Here is a 17,584-nt window from a genome sequence, read left to right on the forward strand (position 1 = left end):
GGTAGCCTGCGGGCGTGAGAAGAGTCCGACACTGCCGCCGGCCCGGGTGCGAGAATCCGGCGGTTGCCACCTTGACGAGCGTGTACGCCGACTCCACGATCGTGCTGGGACCGCTGGCAACTCAGGCGCAGCCCGAGGCCTACGACCTGTGCGAGAAACATGTAGAGTCCTTCACGGCTCCGCGCGGCTGGCAAGTGATCAGACTCGCCACCGACTTCCAGCCGGCCCCGCCGTCGGAGGACGACCTGACCGCCCTGGCCGACGCCGTCCGCGAGGCCTCGCGGACGCCCCGCCCCAGGCCGCAGCCCGCCGAGCATGCGGGTCGTCCCGCCGGGCTGCTGCCGACCTCATTGACCGAGCCCCTGCCCGATCATCTGACCGGTCTGGGGGACGGTGAGATCACCCGTCGCGGACACCTGCGTGTACTGCGGGGAGACAAGGACGAGGACTAGGCGGGCGGATGCACCTGATGCGGCTGCGACCCCAGGGCGTCCCTGGCCCGGTCCTCCAGCCGGCGGTCCCGCAGCTCCAGCATGAACTCGCGATCCCGCCGCGCCGCCAGAATCGCCGCGAGGAAACGCTCCGGGTGCGTGTGCGGGGGCGGTGGCGGAGCCACATAGGGTTCGGCCTGCGCTGCTAACTGCATGGCCAAACGGACCCGCGCCTGCGGCTGCATCGTTGAGGCGCGCTGCAAGAAGGTGCGGGCGACCAGAGCCAGATGCCCCGGCAGGGCACGCAGGTCGGCAGCGGCCGCCCAACCGGCCAGCTCGGGCGGCATGAGAATCGGTGGTGCGTCGGAAGCGCCGTTGCGGTCGCGTACGGCATAGGTGCCGGCGAGCAGGTCACCCAGGCGCTTGCCGCGGCGGGTGACTACACAGGCAGCCATGGCCGGTGTGCCCGCGAGCAGCCAGATCTCAACGACTCCCACCAACGCCCGCACCAGGCTGTGGCGCAAACGCACCGCACCGCCGTCGTCGCGCACAATGCGCGAACCAGTCACCATTCGCCCGGCTGAACGCCCCCGGGTGAGCACCTCTACGGCCAGAGGCGCCCCCACAACCCACCCCAGGAACACCAGCGACACCAGTGCCAGCACCAGGGCCTCGGAGGGGTCGGGGAAGATGCTTTCGCCGATCGTGAAGCCGGTGATTATCGTAGCGACCAGTCCCGCGCTGTATAGGGCGTAGTCGATGAACCCCGCCAGGATCCGGGAGCCGGGGGAGGCTGGCAGCACCTCCAATGCCACCGCCTCCCCGGTAACCATCAGATCCGGCGTCATCATTCGCTCGGATGAGGCGGCATCCCCGTTGGTCATGACAGACTCCCCTCGTGGACATTGATGCCTATGTAGCCGCGCACCGTGATCAGTGGGACCGCCTGGGACAGCTCACGGCCCGACGTCGCCTTACCGGCGCCGAGGCGGATGAACTGGTGACCCTTTACCGGGCCGCGGCAGGCCACTTCTCGCGCATTCGCACCGGTGCGCCCGATCCGGTTCTGTTGGCACAGCTGTCTACCCGCATCGCCTCCGCTCGCGGCCGCATCACCGGCGCGCGCGAGGCACGCGCAAGCGATGTACGTCGTTTCTGGCTCCAGTCCGTTCCTGCGGCACTGTATCGGCTGCGCTGGTGGACGCTGGCGGTGACAGTTGTGGAGATAGCCATCGCGCTGATCGTGGGCGTGTGGATTTTGCGTTCTCCGGAAGCGATGAGCGCTCTGGGCACCCAGAGCCAACTCGACACCTACGCGGAGGAGTCCTTCGAGGCCTACTACTCCCAGTACTCGGCGCGTGACTTCGCCGGCTTCGTATGGACAAATAATGCGCGCCTGGCCGCGGTGTGCGTGGCCGGCGGCATCACCGGGGTCCTTCCCGCCTACCTGTTGTACGTCAACGCCGCGAATCTTGGGCGGGCGGGCGCCATCATGGCCGATCACGACCTGCTTGGGCAGTTCTTCGCCCTGATCACCCCGCATGGGCTGTTGGAGCTGACCTGCGTATTCGTGGCCGGTGCCGCCGGACTGAAGCTGTTCTGGACGATCCTCGTGCCGGGTCCCAGATCGCGGGGCGTGGCTCTGGCAGCCGAGGGACGCTCCCTGATCACCGTCGCGGTCGGTTTGACGGCGGCACTGGCGGTCTGCGGGTTCATCGAGGCCTTCGTCACCCCGTCCGCGCTGCCCTGGCCGCTCAAAGCACTGATCGGACTGCTGGCCCTGGCGGTGTTCTGGGCTTACACGCTGCTGCCCGGCCGCCGTGCCGTCCTGGCCGGACACACCGGCGATCTGGACACCGAAGATGCCGGCGCCATCCAGGAGGAGGTCGGCTGAACCGCTTGGTTGGCTCCCCATCATTAGAGCCTCCCTGCGGCCTTGAGAGCCAGGTAGGTGTCCGCGAGCGCGGGGGGCAGTGCACCCGGCCCGGCCTCCACCACCTCCACCCCGGCGCGGCGCAGACGCGTGCGCACCGCGTCGAGCTCCACCAGGTCTCGTTCGGCTGCGGCCGCCGTGTAGACCGATTCGGCGTCGTCGCGCCGCGAACGCAGGCGCTCCAGACCGGGATCGGTGGCCGATGCCACCACCACCGTGTGCTTGCGCGCCATGGTCGCCAACGCCCGCAGCATGGCCGTATTCGTCCCCGACCCGTCCAGGCCGGTGAGCACAACCACGAAGGCATGCTGTGACAAGGAGGCCTCCACGGTTGCCGCCACCAGCGTCCAGTCGGTCTCCACCAGCGCCGGCTGCAGCGGGGCGAAGGCATCCGCCAGGGCGCCCAGCAGGGCGGGCCCGGAAACGCCTCGCACCTGCGCCCGGGTCTCCACATCCAGGGCAACGGCGTCAACCCGGTCGCCGGCACGTGAGGCTAGCGCCGCCATCAGCAGCGTCGCCTCGATCTGGGCGTCCAGGCGCGGGGCGTCGTCGAGTCGGGCCGCCGCCATCCGTCCGGTGTCAACCAGGATCAGCACGCGTCGGTCCCGTTCCGGCCGCCAGGTGCGCACCACCACATCACCACGCCGGGCCGTGGAACGCCAGTCGATGGAGCGCACGTCATCACCGACTACGTATTCGCGCAGGGAATCGAACTCGGTTCCGGCGCCCCTGACCATGACGGCACTGCGACCGTCCATCTCCCGGAGCCGAGCCAATCGGCTGGGAAGGTGACGGCGGGAGGAGAATCGGGGCAGCACCCGCAGGCGAGCTGGCACCGTCAACGAGGCCTGCCGCCCGGCCAGGCCCAACGGGCCGCGTACCCGCACCGTGACCAGGTCGGCTGTGCGATCCCCACGGCGGGTGGGCGTCAGGGACGTACGCATCCGACTGCGCCTGCCGGCGGGAATGTTCAGTTCTCGCCGCTCTCCCGAGGCTCCGGCCGATGGCGGCCAGGCATCGCGGACCCGTAGGGACATCGCGCGGCCGGTGGTGTTGGTCAGGGTCACGGTGTCGGTGGTCGTCTCGCCCAGGCGCACGGATCGGGCCACTGCCCGGGTGGCGCGCAGGCCTCGCGGCGAGGGTGCCGCGACCACGTCGACGGTCACCAGCAGCGCCACCAGAGCCGTCCATGCCAGTGCCGTGGCCGGTCTGGGTTGAAGCAGTACGAACACGGCGCCGGCGGCGAGCAGCCAGACGGTGCGCATCGTCAGGTACACGGGTGCCTCCTCTCAGCAGCGGTTGGATGATCGGGTGTCGAGGGCAGGGTCAGGCTGGGCCCGCGGGCACGGCGACTCATCCCGGTCAGCGGGGCACCGGCACCTGACGCAGGGCGCCGTTGATAACGGATTCGGTGGACACTCCCTCAAGCTCAGCCTCGGCCCGCAGCTGGATACGGTGACGCAAGGTAGGTAGGGCCAGCGCCTTGACGTCGTCGGGAGTCACGAAGCCGCGGCCCGACAGCCACGCCCAAGCCTTGGCGGTCGCCAGCAGTGCCGTCGCCCCGCGGGGAGACACGCCCAACGACACCGAGGGTGAGGTACGGGTGGCCCGTACCAGGTCGATTATGTAGGCGAGCACCTCCGGCGAGGCGTCGACGGTCCGAACCTGCTCGCGAGCGGTGGCCAGATCGGCCGGGGAGGCGACGGCGTGTAGGCCTGCCTCCGGCAGATCCCGGGGGTTGAAACCGGTGGAGTGGCGGGACAGAACCTCGATCTCCTCACCGCGTTCGGGCAGGGGAAGGATGAGCTTGAGCAGGAAGCGGTCCAGTTGTGCTTCCGGCAGAGGATAGGTGCCCTCGTATTCGACCGGGTTCTGGGTGGCAACCACCATGAACGGGTCTGGCAGGGCGCGCGGGGTGCCGTCCACCGACACCTGGTGCTCCTCCATAGCCTCCAGGAGGGCGGCCTGGGTCTTGGGCGGGGTGCGGTTGATCTCATCCGCCAGTAGCAGGTTGGTGAAAACCGGGCCCTCACGGAAGGAGAACTCGGCGGTGCGCGCGTCGTAGATCAACGAGCCGGTCACATCTCCGGGCATCAGGTCGGGCGTGAACTGCAGGCGCTTGGTATCGACGTCCAGGGATGTGGCCAGGGCTCGCACCAGCAGCGTCTTGGCCACCCCGGGCACGCCTTCCAGCAGCACATGTCCGCCGGCGAGCATGGCGATCACCAGCCCGGTGACCGCGGGATCCTGCCCCACCACCGCCTTGGCGACTTCGGAGCGCACGGAGACCAGGCGTGAGCGCGGGTCCGTGGCACTCACGGATGCTGTCGACGCCGTGTCCGCCGGGGCTGGGGCGTGCGCGGCGGCCGCAGCCGGTTCCGTGCCCTGGGCGTCCTCCTGGGCGGCTGGGGCGACGCCGTAGTTGTGGGCGCTGCCTGTTGGCAGTGCCGTGGTGGGCACATCGCGCTCGTCTACCCGGCGGGTCGGGTCGACTTGAGGGCTTGGGGGAGTGGTCATCGTTGGTGGACCTCGCTCTCGATCTGTTCCAGGTGCACGGCCAGGTCCGCCAGGTCCTGGTCGTTGGCGGGGGTGGGCCCGTAAAGGGCATGGTCTATCTGGGTGGTCGGCCTGCCGCCCGCCCGTTCAGTGGCTTGCAGCAGTTCCTCGCGGGAGGCGGCGGCGGGCAGTCCCAGGGCGCGTCCGAGTCGCAGAGCGGTACCCGCCCGCAGTGCCTGGGCGGCACGGGCGCGGTCCCCGGCACGGCGGTACAGGCGCCCCCGTCCCACGGCGGTCTCGGTGGCGTGCACCACAACCGGCAGGTCCTCGGATACGAGCCGACCGAAGCGGCGGCCGCGTACAAACGCCAACGCTACTGCGACGATCACGCCGAGCAGCATCAGCACCGGTAGCCAGGGCGGCCGCAGAGGGCTTTCCCAGACGGTTGTGACCAGGCCCAGCCGGGAGGCGTCGAGCCAGACCACACGCTCGTTGTGCCCCAGGGCGCGGATGGCCAAGGAGGCGTTGCCGGCGGTGGTGAGCTTGGCATTGGTGACGATACGCGGATCGGCGATCACCCGTAGTGTGCCGCCTCCGTCCAGGTCGGCGGTGGCATAGGCGTAGGTGTTCTGGCCGACCGGGAAGCAACCGACGGCATCTTCGACATACTCCAGGTCGACGGATCCGGTGGATCCCGCCAGGGTCTGCGCAGCCACGGCGTCGGGATCCGAGCACTCCGGCTTGAGGGTTGTGCCCTCGTCCGCGGAGCTGCCTTTGGAGGTCACTTCCGTCAGACCGCTCAGATTCTGGTACAGGGCTCCGAGCACCACTACGTTTTGACCCACCTGGGCCAGTTGCCAGCGTTCGGAGAAACTCAGTTGGCCGGCGTTGAGCACGACCACGGTGGCGCCGTCCACGGCGGCATTCAGGGCCGCGTCGGTCGACTCCACGTTGGTGACGTCCACGCCCTCATCGCGCAGCAGCTCGGCCAGTGCACGGGCGCCGTCATCATGGGGGTTGTCGATGGCGTAGGGGACTTTCGATGTCCGGGGGCTGGTCAACAAGGTGGCCAGGGCGACGAGTACGAGCAGCGCTGCGGCGGCCAGGAAGGGGCGCCACCGGCGCAGCCGGTCGCTCAGCCGAGCGCCGACCACCTGGTCTCCGGAGTCGTCGTGTCGGGCGGATTCACCGGAAGTCGGCGTCATAGCCGGGGCGGCGCTCATGCGAGCACCTGCTCGGCCCGTGGCGCCGGGGCGAGGGCGGCGCGGGAAACCTGTTCGGCGAAGTCGCGCATCCAGGCGTCCTGGGCTGAAGTCGGTTTGACCTGCCCGTAACGCACGGCGTCGAACAGGCGGGCGGCCTGATCCATGTGGCCGGAGAGCTCACCCAGCGGTTGGGAGGCGAGCCGAGCCGCCTCGTGTGCGGTCATGCCGGGGTAGTCCTCAATGGCGCCGCGTTCGTCCAAGGAACGCACAATCGCCCGAAAGCGCTCCACCACGGCAGTCGCCCAGTCGCCCGTTGCGGCGGCGGCGTCCGCGGCCCGGGCCAGGGCGGCGGCGTCGCGGTCGTCCTCGAACAGTGCGGCGTCGGAGCGGGACGCACGACGCGCCCAAGTGACGCGAGTGAACAGCAGCACCAGCGCGGCCAGCAGGGCGATCACCAGCACGATCACCAGCAGCACGGACAGCCACGGCGGTGCTCCGGGCACGGCGGCGCGTAGGTCAAGGTGCTCGCTCAGCCACTGCCATATCCGGTCCCATAGGCTGGTGGTCTGTCGGTACTCGGGCTTGGCCAGCTCCTCGGCGGCGGCGCGGCGGGCCGAATCGGCGTCGGGAGTGGCCGGAACTTCAGCGGGAGCCGCGCTCACAATGCGCGCGGACAGGTGGTGAACGGCGACGGGAGGCGACGCTGGCGGGGTCATGACGGTCAGCATGCGCTATCAGTCCGATTTCCTCATCTGGCTGGTGCTCCTAACTATTCCTTTAGACCACCGATGCTCCGGCTGAACGGCGCAGCTCGACGTCAAGGCCCTCCTGGCGCATGCGCAGGTCGATGTAAATCAGGGCGGTCGCAGCGGAGGAGAACGGCCTGATTGCCGCCTCTAGCAGACCACCGATGAAGGCGGACACGGCCACCAGCAGAGCCGAGGCCCCGGGGCCCGCCAAGAAGGTACCGGTGCCGCTGATGAAGCCGACGATGCCGCCGAGGATGGAGGAGATGACACTAACGATCAGGTACGTCAGCAAAAGCGTGCCTAGAACACGCCAGAAGTTGCCGCGCGTCAACTGCCAGGAACGACGTATGCCCTCCCACACGCCGACGTTCTCCAGGATCAGTGCTGCCCCTGACACGGACAGGCGTACGTACAGGAAGAGTGTGGCGATAACGGAGGCGATCGCCAGCAGCAGAGTCAGCAGCGCGAACAGCGCCAGGCCGTTCCCGGATCCGTCACCGGCATTGGTGGCGTAGAAAAGTCCGCCGACGAGCACGGCTCCGGCGCCGATGACCAGTAAGGCCCCCAAGGCGCTGATCACGTTGATCAAGATGGACTGGCCGATCAGGGCCAGCAGGCGCGGCCGGGTGCGCTCCCACACCTCCGCGGGGGTGGCTATGCGGCCCAGAACCGACCGGGATACCGTCACGATCAGCAGGCCGGTCAGGATTGTGGTGGCGAGGAAGGTGATCACCTGGCTCACCACGGAGGTGCCGAGCACACCGCTGAACAGGGAGAACATGCCTCTGAAGATGTCAATTTCGGACGCCGAGGAGTCATACGGGTCGTATTCGACCAAGGACTCGATCTGCCTGAACAAGGAGTTCATTGTGACGTAGGTCAGTACGGCGGAAAGCAGGCCGGCTGCGCCCATCACCAACAGGGCCGGCAGGAACATGGCTCGCGGGTTGGCGCGCAGGGATTCGAAGGCGCCGCCGATGATCTCGGTGATGCTCAGTGGTCGCAGCGGGATGATGCCGGGCTTGGGAGCTGCGAAGAAGCCTGCCGGTCCCATGGGGTTGGCGCCGGCCTGTTGGGCGTACTGACCGTACTGAGGGCCGGAGGTGGCGCCCTGGACCGGTTCTGCCTGTAGGCCGAAAGTAGGCGGTGATGGGTTGGCGCCACCTCCAGGGGTGGGTGTGTGGCCGGGAAGATCGCCGTCCGAGGGGGGCTGCCATCCGGTGTTCTCGCTGCTCATGGGTCAACTGTTTCATACCGGTGAAGTCGTCGTTCTCCCCCGCGAGGATGAGAAAACAGGTGGCGGAGGAAGTGTTTAGGAGACCCTAAATATTGTATGATGAACGTCACGGTGAGGCGTGTGGGGTCCATGTGTGCCTGGCGTACGTGTCAAGATAGGCGTCATGCGCACTCGCATTCTGGTCGTTGACGATGATACTGCCCTGGCCGAGATGATCGGCATCATGCTGGAGGCGGAGGACTACACTCCGTCCTTCTGCGCCGACGGTGCGAAGGCACTCGAAGCCTTCCACGAGACGGATCCGGATTTGGTCCTATTGGACTTGATGCTCCCGGGACTCGATGGCGTGGAGATCTGCAAGCTTATTCGCGCCGAGTCCGATGTTCCGATCATCATGCTCACGGCACGTACCGACACACAGGACGTCGTCGCCGGGCTCGAGGCCGGCGCGGACGACTACGTCACCAAGCCTTTCAAGTCAAAGGAACTTCTCGCCCGCGTACGCACCCGTCTGCGCCGCAACACCGACGCCAATGGTGCCGAGCATGTGCGGGCCGGGGATCTGGACATCGATGTGTCCGGTCACCAGGTGCACCGCGGTGACACCGTGATTAACCTTACGCCTCTGGAGTTCGATCTGCTGGTCACTCTCGCTCGCACCCCTTGGAAGGTGTTCACCCGCGAGGAGCTGCTGGAGCAGGTCTGGGGCTATCAGCACGCCGCTGACACCCGACTGGTGAACGTTCACGTGCAGCGCCTGCGTGCCAAGATCGAGAAGGACCCCGAGCACCCCAGCATCGTGGTCACCGTGCGCGGCGTCGGCTACCGCGCCGGCGACGGCAAGTGACCGTGGGAGTGCCGGCAACTGATCTCGCCCTCCCTTGCCCCCTCGGTCCCGTAGGGCGCTGACCATGGACGTTCAAGGTCCTGGTCGGCATGCGGGGCGTCACGGCGTGCCGTCTCCACTGCAGGCGGCACGCCGTTCGTTGGGGACCTCCATGGTGCTATTCGCCACCGTTGCGGGCGTGGTGCTCATTGCGATTCTGCTCGTGGCGGTAACCGTCACTATCCGCAACGACGTCTTCACCGAACGGCGTGCGGCCATACTCGGTGACGCCCACCAGCGCACAACTGCCGCCCAGGCCGCATTCGACACGGCCGTGGTCGAGACGACCGATGATCTGACCATTGCCGCGCAGGCGCAACTGTCCACCATCAATGACTCCTTCGCCGGCGCCGGTGGTGTGGGCGTGTCCCTGCGGCGGGCCGAGGACGAGACCTCCACCACCGTCATCAATGACCTCGCCACCGACGCCGATCTGGCCGCGCTGGTCACCGACGAGCTGGTCGCGCAGCTGGGGGCTGGACGGCTCGGCGCCCAGTACTCCCAGTCTGTGGGCATCCCCGACGATGATGGCATCGAGCCGGGACTGGTCGTCGGTTCGCGCGTCAACCTGCCGCTGGCCGGGAAATACGACCTGTTCCTGGTTTACACCCTGGCTCCAGAACAGCATGTGATCGACCTGGCCACCCGGGCGATCATCATTGCCGGTGCCGGCTTCCTGCTGATGCTCATTATCGGCCTGTGGGCGTTGACCTCACGCGTGCTGATGCCCATCCGCCGCGCCTCGCTGGCCGCCCAGCGGCTGGCCGCCGGGCATCTCAACGAGCGGCTGCCGGTGTCGGGTGAGAATGAGATCGCCACGCTTTCCCGCTCCTTCAACAATATGGCCGATTCGCTGGAGGCGCAGATCCAGGCGTGGGAGAACTTGTCGAAGGTGGAGAAGCTGTTCGTCTCCGACGTCTCTCACGAGTTGCGTACACCGCTGGCCTCCATTCGGCTGGCCGCCGAGCAGATCTGGCAGGCCCGTGAGGAGATCCACGATCCCTTTGCCGCCCGTAGCCTGGAGATACTCATACGGGAGATCGACCGCTTCGAGCAGATGTTGTCTGACCTGCTGGAGATCTCTCGCATCGACTCCGGCAGGGTGCAGCTGCGCGCCGCCGAGGCGGATATCACCTCCACTCTGCGCAGCGTGCTCGATTTGGTCGCCGTCCACGTGGAGGCCTCCGGCTCCCAGATCCGTCTGCATGTTCCCGACACACCCGTTGTTGCGGAGGTGGATGTGGCCCGGGTCGAGCGCATTTTGCGCAACCTGATCGTTAATGCCCTTGAGCACGCCGAGGGCTCACCCATTGACATCACCGTCGCCGCAGGAGCCGACGCCGTGGCGGTGCGCGTGCGCGACCACGGGGTGGGAATGAGCCCGGACGTGGTCAAGAAGGTCTTCGACCGCTTCTACCGCGCCGATCCCTCCCGGAAACGCACCTTGGGCGGGACCGGGCTGGGACTTTCCATCTCCCTGGAGGATGCTGTACTGCACGGCGGCACACTCACGGCTTGGGGATGGCCGGCCGACGGCGCTTCCTTCTTGCTCACTCTGCCGCGCCGCCTCGGTCCCGGAGCCACCGCCGGAACTTTCACCAAGCCCGGCCCTTTGAACGTGGTCCCCGACGACGCCCCGCCCGTGTCTCGCGTCGGTGCGCGCACCGTGGAAAGCGAAGGCGAACAGGCCGTGCCCCCGCCGCTCACCCCGTCACCGGCGTCCCGGCGTTCCGACGTCGACCGCGGCGAGGTGCTTGGTCAGGACGGCGCTGCCAGTGATATGGCCGGCCCCGCCCCAGGCGAGTCGGTGCCGTCCGGGCGCCTGTCCGCACCAGGCGCGGGGCAGATGCCGACCGCACACACCCCCGAAGATGTGTCGGGGCGCTCACGGCAGGAGGACGGACACCGGTGAAGGAGACCGACCGCGGCCGAAATCTCCGCGCAGGGGAACTTCCTCGGCGGCGGGCGCTGACCGCCCTGATGCTGGGCGGCGCTGGAGCGCTCGCAGCCTGCACCGCGCTGCCAACCTCGGGAGAGGTCAGCGAGTCCGGAGCAGTGGGCGGCTCCGACCTTCAGCTGGTACAGACCGCGGCCGGTCCCGCCGACGGTGCCGCCCCGGAGGAGATCATCACCGGCTTTCTGCGTGCCTGCGCCGCCGGGTTCTTTGACGACTTCTCCACGGCCCGTGCCTTCCTGACCGACACCGCCTCCGCCTCCTGGCAACCTACCGCCACGGTGAAGGTCTACGACGGCACGACGGCACCGGTCATCGCCCTGATGGACAACCAGGTGAGCGTGACGGTTGACCTGATCGGCGCCGTCGGCCCCGCGGGAGCATTCACGGACGAGGTCGAGGTCGACCACGTCTGCCAATACGTGCTGGCGACCGATGATGCAGGCCAGTGGCGCATTGCCGAACTGCCCGGCGGCATGCTCCTGTCCGACGGTGACCTGACCGCCGATTTCGCGGCCGCGCCCCTGTACTTCCTGACTCCCGACCGCTCCCGTCTGGTCCCGGAGCTACGTTGGTTGCCGCGCCACGAGTTGCCTCGACGCCTGATCGAAGCGCTGCTGGGTGGACCGTCTACCTGGCTGGCTGCGGGCGTGACTACGGCGGTTCCCCAGGGTGCCGGGATCGGGGACGACGGCGTCGTCGTAGAGGACGGTGCTGCGAGCGTAGATCTGACCGGTCTGGCGGACACCGGTTCATCGGACCCGGAACAGGCGGGGCTGCTGGTAGCCCAGATCCGCGCCACCCTGGCGGGCGCGGTCGATGACGGCGCCGGTCAGGTGCAGGGGGTTACCGTGCGCGCCGATGGGCGCGATCTCGGTGCTGCGGCCGCGCTGCCCGCGGTTGCGGCCGAACCCGGCGCGGTGGTCGGCATGTGTGCGGGCGCGGTCGTTCAAGGCACAACTTCCACGCGCACCACGCTGGTGACGGCGCAGACGCTGGGCGTCGATCCCGTCTCGCACCCTGCGCTGGGTTCCGATGGCGCCGTATACGCTCTGAAACGGTCCAGCCTGCTGCGGGTGCTTCCGGGCGCCGGTGTGGCAGACGTCATTTTGTCGGTCGGGGAGGCCGACGATGATGAGGACGCTCAAAGCCTGCTGCCCCCCATCGCCGATCGCCACGGTTGGGTTTGGACCGCCACCGGTGGCGCGCTGCTGGCGGTCGACGGCCGGGGGCGACGCGCCGCCCTCAATGCTCCCTGGCTCAACGGTCGGGAGGTGCTGGCCTTTGACCTGTCCGCCGAGTCCGCCCGCATAGTGGTGCGTCACCGCTCCGGAGGCGCCGGGGAGCGGGTGAGCGTGGCCGCGGTTATCCGTGACGGAAACGCCCCGACCGGCCTGGGTGATCCCTTGGAGCTGCCGGCCGCCGTCGGGGCCCGGACGGATGCGGTCGTCTGGTACGACCCGGTGAGCATTGCGGTGCTGCCGCCAGCCGCAGCGGGACAGGACAAGGCGGCTGCCTCGGGTGTGGAGTGCCTGGCCGTCGGCGGCCCGCTGGCCACCGACATTACTTCTCCGGCCGCGGTGGCGCTGACCGCCGACCGTGCCACCGGCACCGTGCAACTCACCGACTCCGCCGGTCGAATCTGGCAGCACAGTGGTGCCGCCTGGCGCGTTAGCGCAACCGACGTGACCGACATCGCCTATCCGCTCGCCTGACCGGGAGGGAGGGGCCGCTGGCTCCGGGAGTCCCGTCCGTTGTCCCCTGACGCCAGTCGCTCCGCGTGCACGAGTGCACGCGGAGCGACGGACAGGAGGTTCCGTTGGTCAGTCGCCGGTGTTGACCCGGGCGTTCAGGCGGATGACGCCGTAGGTCCACCCGTGTCGGTGGTAGACGGCGCAGGGCTGCATGGTGGACTTCTCAATGAACAGGTAGAAGGGGTGGCCGACCAGTTCCATCTGGTAGAGGGCCTCGTCCACGGTCATCGGCACCGCCTCGTGGAGCTTCTGGCGTACCACCACCGGAGAGTCACCCAACTGGGACTCCACCGCCACTCCCGGCTCGGTCGGGGCTGCGGGCGAGTCCTCAATGGGCAGGTCATCGGTTGGCAGCACCTGGGGCTCCTCGGCGGCGACCTGCGGTGTCGGCTCGGGGATCTCGATGATGTGGCGGCGGTGGTTCTTCTTCCGGTCCCGCGCCCGGCGCAGGCGCTCGGTCAACTTCCCCATGGCGATGTCGAAGGCGGCGAAGCGGTCGGAGGAGCTGGCCTCGGCCCGGATCACCGGGCCCTTGGAGATCACGGTGATCTCCGCGCGCTCGGCGGTGTCCGCCTGACGCGGGTTGCGCTCGTGGGTGATCTCGACCTCGACGCGTTGAACACGCGGGTCGAACTGCTCGACCTTGGTGGCCTTCTCCTCGACGTAGTCCCGCAGACGGGAGCTGATCTCCGCGTTGCGGCCGACGACGGTAATGTCCATGGTGGAACCTCTTTCTCAGTCCGGGTGATCCTTGTGAGGGGATCGGGCTAGGGGAAACACCCGCCGCACCTCGCGGCGAGCTTCGGAGTGGTCAGCCACCTCCTCCTGTGCTGCCGGCGAAAACCGGGGCGCGGAGCCTGCCCTGGCCGCCGCGCTGTCATGTGCGTTACGACACAAACCTACACCATTTCCTGAGCCGCCACGTCCGCCGCACCGCATCGTGGCGGGTAACGTCGCCACATCGACCGACCTCGGTGGTTATTTCGACCGACCTCGGTGAGTGAGGGGGAGGGGCCGCCGGGGAGTTGGGGCGGACGAGCCCGGGACGGCGGCGGGGTGGCCGCCACCACCAGGGCGCCCCCGACAACCGCCCCCGCCCCTGTCAGGGCCCGCGCGCAGGCGCCCAGCGTCGCCCCGGTGGTGACCACGTCATCCACCAGCAAGACGCTCTGGCCGCGCACCGAAGCCATCAGCCGCGGCGGCACCGAGCGGTTGGCGCGCCGTTGGGCGGCGGAGCGACCGGCCTGATGCGCTGCGCCCGCACCGAGGCGGCGCCGCAGCACGTCCGCGCTGGCCACCACTGCCGGCTTGTGTACTGCCGCCGGATGCGCATCGGACCAGGCCGCGGCAAGGCCTCGGGCGACGGCGTCAGCCAGTTCGGCCGCCACCAGCCTTCCGCTCAGCCGGCGGCGCAGTCCCGAAGGAGCTGGAATCACCAGCAGGGTTGCGTCGCTTGCCGCCGCCAACACCTCGGCGCTCAGACAATCGCTGAGCCACCTCCCGGCCCGCTCCCCTGCAGTGGACATCACCGCTCCCAGATCCTCCCGCAATCCGTTCTTCCATCTCAGCACCAGGGATCGCACCGGCCCGGTGTAGGCGGCCAAAGCCCAAACGGGCAGTCCTGCGGCAGCATCGGCGTGCTCTACCCGGTGCGGCGGCGCGGTCAGCAGAGCTGCACAGTCCTCGCATAGGGTCACGTCCCACCGGCCGCAGCCGGCGCAGGCGGTCGGCAGACCCACGCGGGCCGCCTCGGTGAGCATGGAGAGCGGATGGTGAAGCATGTACGCCAGTGTGCGCCGTCGGCATGGTTCCTGGGCGATCGGTGAGGCCAAGATCCACAGGCGGGCGCCGGGGACTGCTCCGAACCGGGGTTGTGGATCACGGTGGGCGGCCTTGAGCGGTTCCAAAACCTTTGCGGTCAGCGATAGTGCACCATGCCACCGGGCGGCACCGGGCCGATGGCATACCATGAGAGGCGTTCGCGCCCGGACAGTCGGGCATGGGTCCCGCCGGCCACGGCCGCCGCACCACGGCGAGACCCCATCAGCTACCAGGGGAGAAATCAGCGTGTCGATCGTCGATCGGATCCTTCGTATCGGTGAGGGGCGCACCCTCAAGAGGCTTGACGCCCTCGCCACCCAGGTCGAGGCCCTCGCCGAGGACTACAAGGAGTTCACCGATGTTGAGCTGCGCGAGCAGACTGCGGAACTGAAGCAGCGCTACACCGACGGGGAGACCCTCGACGAACTCTTGCCGGAGGCCTTCGCCACGGTGGTGGAGGCGGCCGACCGCGTGCTGGGACAGCGTCCCTACCATGTGCAGATCATGGGCGGCGCCGCCCTGCACCGGGGCAATATCGCGGAGATGAAGACCGGTGAGGGCAAGACCCTGGTGGCTACCATGCCCTCCTATCTGCGGGCCCTGACCGGTAAGGGCGTACACGTGGTCACCGTCAACGACTACCTGGCCGAGTACCAGTCCGATCTGATGGGCCGCGTCCACCGTTTCCTGGGGCTGACCACCGGCTGCGTGCTGGCCACCCAGAGGCCCGCCGAACGGCGCAAGCAGTACCAGTGCGACATCACCTACGGCACCAACAACGAGTTCGGCTTCGACTATCTGCGTGACAATATGGCTCAGCGCCCGGAGGACCTGGTCCAGCGCGGGCATGCCTTCGTGATCGTCGACGAGGTCGACTCCATCTTGATTGATGAGGCCCGCACGCCGTTGATCATCTCCGGCCCCGCCACCGGTGATGTCAACAAGTGGTACAAGGAGTTCGCCAAGCTCGCCCAGCGGCTGCGCGCCGGACGCGACTATGAGGTCGATGAGAAGAAGCGCACTGTCGGTGTGCTCGCCCCCGGCATCGAGCGGGTGGAGGACTACCTGGGCATAGACAACCTCTACGAGTCCGAGAACACGCCCCTGATCGGCTTTCTGAACAACGCCATCAAGGCCAAGGAGCTGTTCCACCTGGACAAGGACTACATCGTGCGTGACGGTGAGGTGCTCATTGTTGACGAGCACACCGGCCGCGTCCTGCCCGGGCGGCGCTACAACGAGGGCATGCATCAGGCCATTGAGGCCAAGGAGCGGGTGGACATCAAGGCCGAGAACCAGACCCTGGCCACCATCACCCTGCAGAATTACTTCCGCCTGTACCCAGAGGGTTCCCGCTCAGGCATGACCGGCACCGCTGAGACCGAGGCCGCCGAGTTCGCTGGCACCTACGGCATCGGCGTGGTACCCATCCCCACCAACAAGCCGATGATCCGCCAGGATCAGCCGGACCTGGTCTACACGAATGTGGCCGCCAAGCTCGCCGCCGTGGTCGATGACATCGTCGAACGCCACGCGACCGGCCAGCCGGTCCTGGTGGGCACCACCAGTGTGGAAAAGTCCGAGCAGCTCTCACGACTACTGAAAGAACGGGGCATTCCGCACGAGGTGCTCAACGCCAAGCAGCACGCCCGCGAGGCCGCCGTCGTCGCCCTGGCGGGCCGCAAGGGTGCCGTCACCGTGGCCACCAATATGGCCGGCCGTGGCACCGACATCATGCTCGGCGGTAACGCCGAGCACATCGCCGTGTCCGCCCTGAAGGAGGCGGGACTGGATCCGGAGGAGAACGCCGAGGAGTACGAGAAGGCCTGGCCCAAGGCGCTCGCCGCGGCCCAGGAGGCCTGCGCCGCCGAGCATGATGAGGTGGTCGAACTGGGCGGCCTGTACGTACTGGGCACCGAGCGGCACGAGTCCCGCCGCATCGACAACCAGCTGCGCGGACGCTCCGGCCGTCAGGGAGACCCGGGTGAGTCCCGCTTCTACCTGTCCATGGAAGACGACCTGATGCGCATGTTCGCCTCCGGTGCGGCGCAGCGCATCATGAACTCCGGCGCCTACCCCGACGACGTGCCGATCGAGTCGAAGATGGTCACCCGTGCCATCGCCTCCGCCCAGCGGCAGGTGGAGTCGCGCAACTACGAGATCCGCAAGAACGTTCTGAAGTACGACGACGTCATGACCGAGCAGCGCGAGAAGGTCTATTCCGAGCGCCGCCGCGTCCTGGACGGGGAGGACCTGGAGCCGCAGCTGGCTGGCTTCCGCGCCCAGGCGGTCGGCACCATCGTGGCCTCGCGCACCCAGGAGGGCCGCCCGGATGAGTGGGACCTGGACGCCCTGTGGAACGACCTGGCCCATCTCTACCCGATCAGCCTGACCCAGGAGGACCTGATCGAGGATGTCGGCGGCCGCGACCTGCTGTCCACCGAGCGGCTCACAGAGGAGCTCAGTGATGACGCCGCCGTCGCCTACGAGGATGCCGAGAGGCGCCTGGGCGACAATCCGATCGCCCGTGCCCAGCTGGGGGAAGAGCCCATGCGCACCCTGGAACGGCGCGTACTGCTGGCCGTAGTGGACAAGCGCTGGCGCGAACACCTGTATGAGATGGACTATCTCAAGGAGGGTATCGGTCTGCGCGCCATGGCCCAGCGCGACCCGTTGGTGGAGTACGCCAATGAGGGCGCGCACATGTTCAAGGCGATGATGGAGGGGATCCGGGAGGAGACCGTTGAACAGGTCTTCGCCAACGCCGCCCGTTTCGACGCCGCCGCGGCCCGTGCCGCCGCCGAGCAGGAGGCGCGGGCCGCCGCCGGTGAAGAGAGCGCGGGCTCTGAGGCCAAGGCGGGCGGCCGGGCCGGTGCCCGCGGCCGCGGCGCGGGCGGTAGCGTCCTGGGCACCACCGGCCAGGAGCCGATGAGTCAGCGCATCACCTACACGGCGCCCTCCGAGGACGGCACCGCCACCGCCACTTCGGCTCCCGCGGTCGGGGGACGGGGCGGCGCCAAAACGGCGGTTTCCGGCGCCGGGGCGGGTGCCGCGGCCGGGGCCGGCGGCAACCGTAAGCAACGCAGAGCGGCCGCTAAGAAGCGCCGTAGGTAGCGGC

General features: G+C 68.3%; 14 protein-coding genes. 6 read left to right on the forward strand and 8 right to left on the reverse strand.

Annotated features, from left to right (window positions below):
* Positions 1-14 precede the first annotated feature (14 nt).
* The gene (locus tag CWT10_RS05725) at positions 15-452 is read left to right on the forward strand and encodes a DUF3499 domain-containing protein (RefSeq protein WP_128683309.1); all 438 of its coding nucleotides are present in this window, start codon (positions 15-17) and stop codon (positions 450-452) included.
* On the opposite strand, the gene CWT10_RS05730 is transcribed toward CWT10_RS05725, so the two are convergent.
* A complete protein-coding gene (locus CWT10_RS05730) occupies positions 449-1,315 on the reverse strand; it encodes an RDD family protein (RefSeq protein ID WP_103063624.1) in 867 nt (288 codons plus the stop codon). The two genes, CWT10_RS05725 and CWT10_RS05730, sit on opposite strands and share 4 nt — an antisense overlap.
* Positions 1,316-1,329: 14 nt before the next feature.
* Here CWT10_RS05730 and CWT10_RS05735 point away from each other — a divergent pair, with 14 nt between their 5' ends.
* Positions 1,330-2,325, forward strand: coding sequence for a stage II sporulation protein M (locus CWT10_RS05735; protein WP_103063623.1), 996 nt, complete (start codon positions 1,330-1,332; stop codon positions 2,323-2,325).
* A gap of 23 nt (positions 2,326-2,348) precedes the next feature.
* Here the strand turns inward: CWT10_RS05735 and CWT10_RS05740 are convergent, their stop codons facing one another.
* The 5 genes from CWT10_RS05740 to CWT10_RS05760 form a co-directional block, all read right to left on the reverse strand.
* A complete protein-coding gene (locus CWT10_RS05740; protein WP_103063622.1) occupies positions 2,349-3,641 on the reverse strand; it encodes a DUF58 domain-containing protein in 1,293 nt (430 codons plus the stop codon).
* An 85-nt stretch (positions 3,642-3,726) separates the two neighbouring features.
* Positions 3,727-4,881, reverse strand: coding sequence for an AAA family ATPase (locus CWT10_RS05745; protein WP_233188227.1), 1,155 nt, complete (start codon positions 4,879-4,881; stop codon positions 3,727-3,729).
* Complete coding sequence (locus CWT10_RS05750) at positions 4,878-6,083, reverse strand: DUF4350 domain-containing protein (RefSeq protein ID WP_233188226.1); 1,206 nt, start codon at positions 6,081-6,083, stop codon at positions 4,878-4,880. Before CWT10_RS05750 ends, CWT10_RS05745 begins: the two co-directional genes overlap by 4 nt.
* The gene (locus CWT10_RS05755) at positions 6,080-6,781 is read right to left on the reverse strand and encodes a DUF4129 domain-containing protein (RefSeq protein WP_103063649.1); all 702 of its coding nucleotides are present in this window, start codon (positions 6,779-6,781) and stop codon (positions 6,080-6,082) included. The genes CWT10_RS05750 and CWT10_RS05755 overlap by 4 nt, the downstream gene beginning before the upstream one ends.
* 61 nt (positions 6,782-6,842) lie before the next feature.
* Complete coding sequence (locus tag CWT10_RS05760; RefSeq protein ID WP_103063620.1) at positions 6,843-8,051, reverse strand: DUF7847 domain-containing protein; 1,209 nt, start codon at positions 8,049-8,051, stop codon at positions 6,843-6,845.
* 163 nt (positions 8,052-8,214) lie between these two features.
* Here CWT10_RS05760 and mtrA point away from each other — a divergent pair, with 163 nt between their 5' ends.
* The 3 genes from mtrA (at position 8,215) to CWT10_RS05775 (ending at position 12,606) form a co-directional block, all read left to right on the forward strand.
* On the forward strand, positions 8,215-8,898 hold the full coding sequence (gene mtrA, locus CWT10_RS05765; protein ID WP_103063619.1) for an MtrAB system response regulator MtrA: 684 nt from the start codon (positions 8,215-8,217) through the stop codon (positions 8,896-8,898).
* Between the two features lie 106 nt (positions 8,899-9,004).
* Positions 9,005-10,849: an MtrAB system histidine kinase MtrB gene (gene mtrB / locus CWT10_RS05770; protein ID WP_233188225.1), complete on the forward strand. Its 1,845-nt coding sequence runs from the start codon at positions 9,005-9,007 to the stop codon at positions 10,847-10,849.
* Positions 10,846-12,606 carry an LpqB family beta-propeller domain-containing protein gene (locus CWT10_RS05775; protein ID WP_244936780.1) on the forward strand — a complete coding sequence of 587 codons (1,761 nt, stop codon included), beginning with the start codon at positions 10,846-10,848 and terminating at the stop codon, positions 12,604-12,606. Before mtrB ends, CWT10_RS05775 begins: the two co-directional genes overlap by 4 nt.
* 108 nt (positions 12,607-12,714) lie before the next feature.
* Here the strand turns inward: CWT10_RS05775 and hpf are convergent, their stop codons facing one another.
* Positions 12,715-13,365, reverse strand: a complete 651-nt coding sequence (hpf, locus tag CWT10_RS05780) for a ribosome hibernation-promoting factor, HPF/YfiA family (RefSeq protein ID WP_103063617.1) — start codon at positions 13,363-13,365, stop codon at positions 12,715-12,717.
* Positions 13,366-13,544: 179 nt separating this feature from the next.
* Positions 13,545-14,426: a ComF family protein gene (locus CWT10_RS05785; protein ID WP_103063616.1), complete on the reverse strand. Its 882-nt coding sequence runs from the start codon at positions 14,424-14,426 to the stop codon at positions 13,545-13,547.
* A gap of 286 nt (positions 14,427-14,712) precedes the next feature.
* On the opposite strand from CWT10_RS05785, the gene secA reads away from it, so the two are divergent.
* Positions 14,713-17,580 carry a preprotein translocase subunit SecA gene (gene secA / locus CWT10_RS05790; protein WP_128683313.1) on the forward strand — a complete coding sequence of 956 codons (2,868 nt, stop codon included), beginning with the start codon at positions 14,713-14,715 and terminating at the stop codon, positions 17,578-17,580.
* Positions 17,581-17,584: the final 4 nt, after the last annotated feature.

Source organism: Actinomyces qiguomingii (genome assembly GCF_004102025.1).
Lineage (GTDB): Bacteria > Actinomycetota > Actinomycetes > Actinomycetales > Actinomycetaceae > Actinomyces > Actinomyces qiguomingii.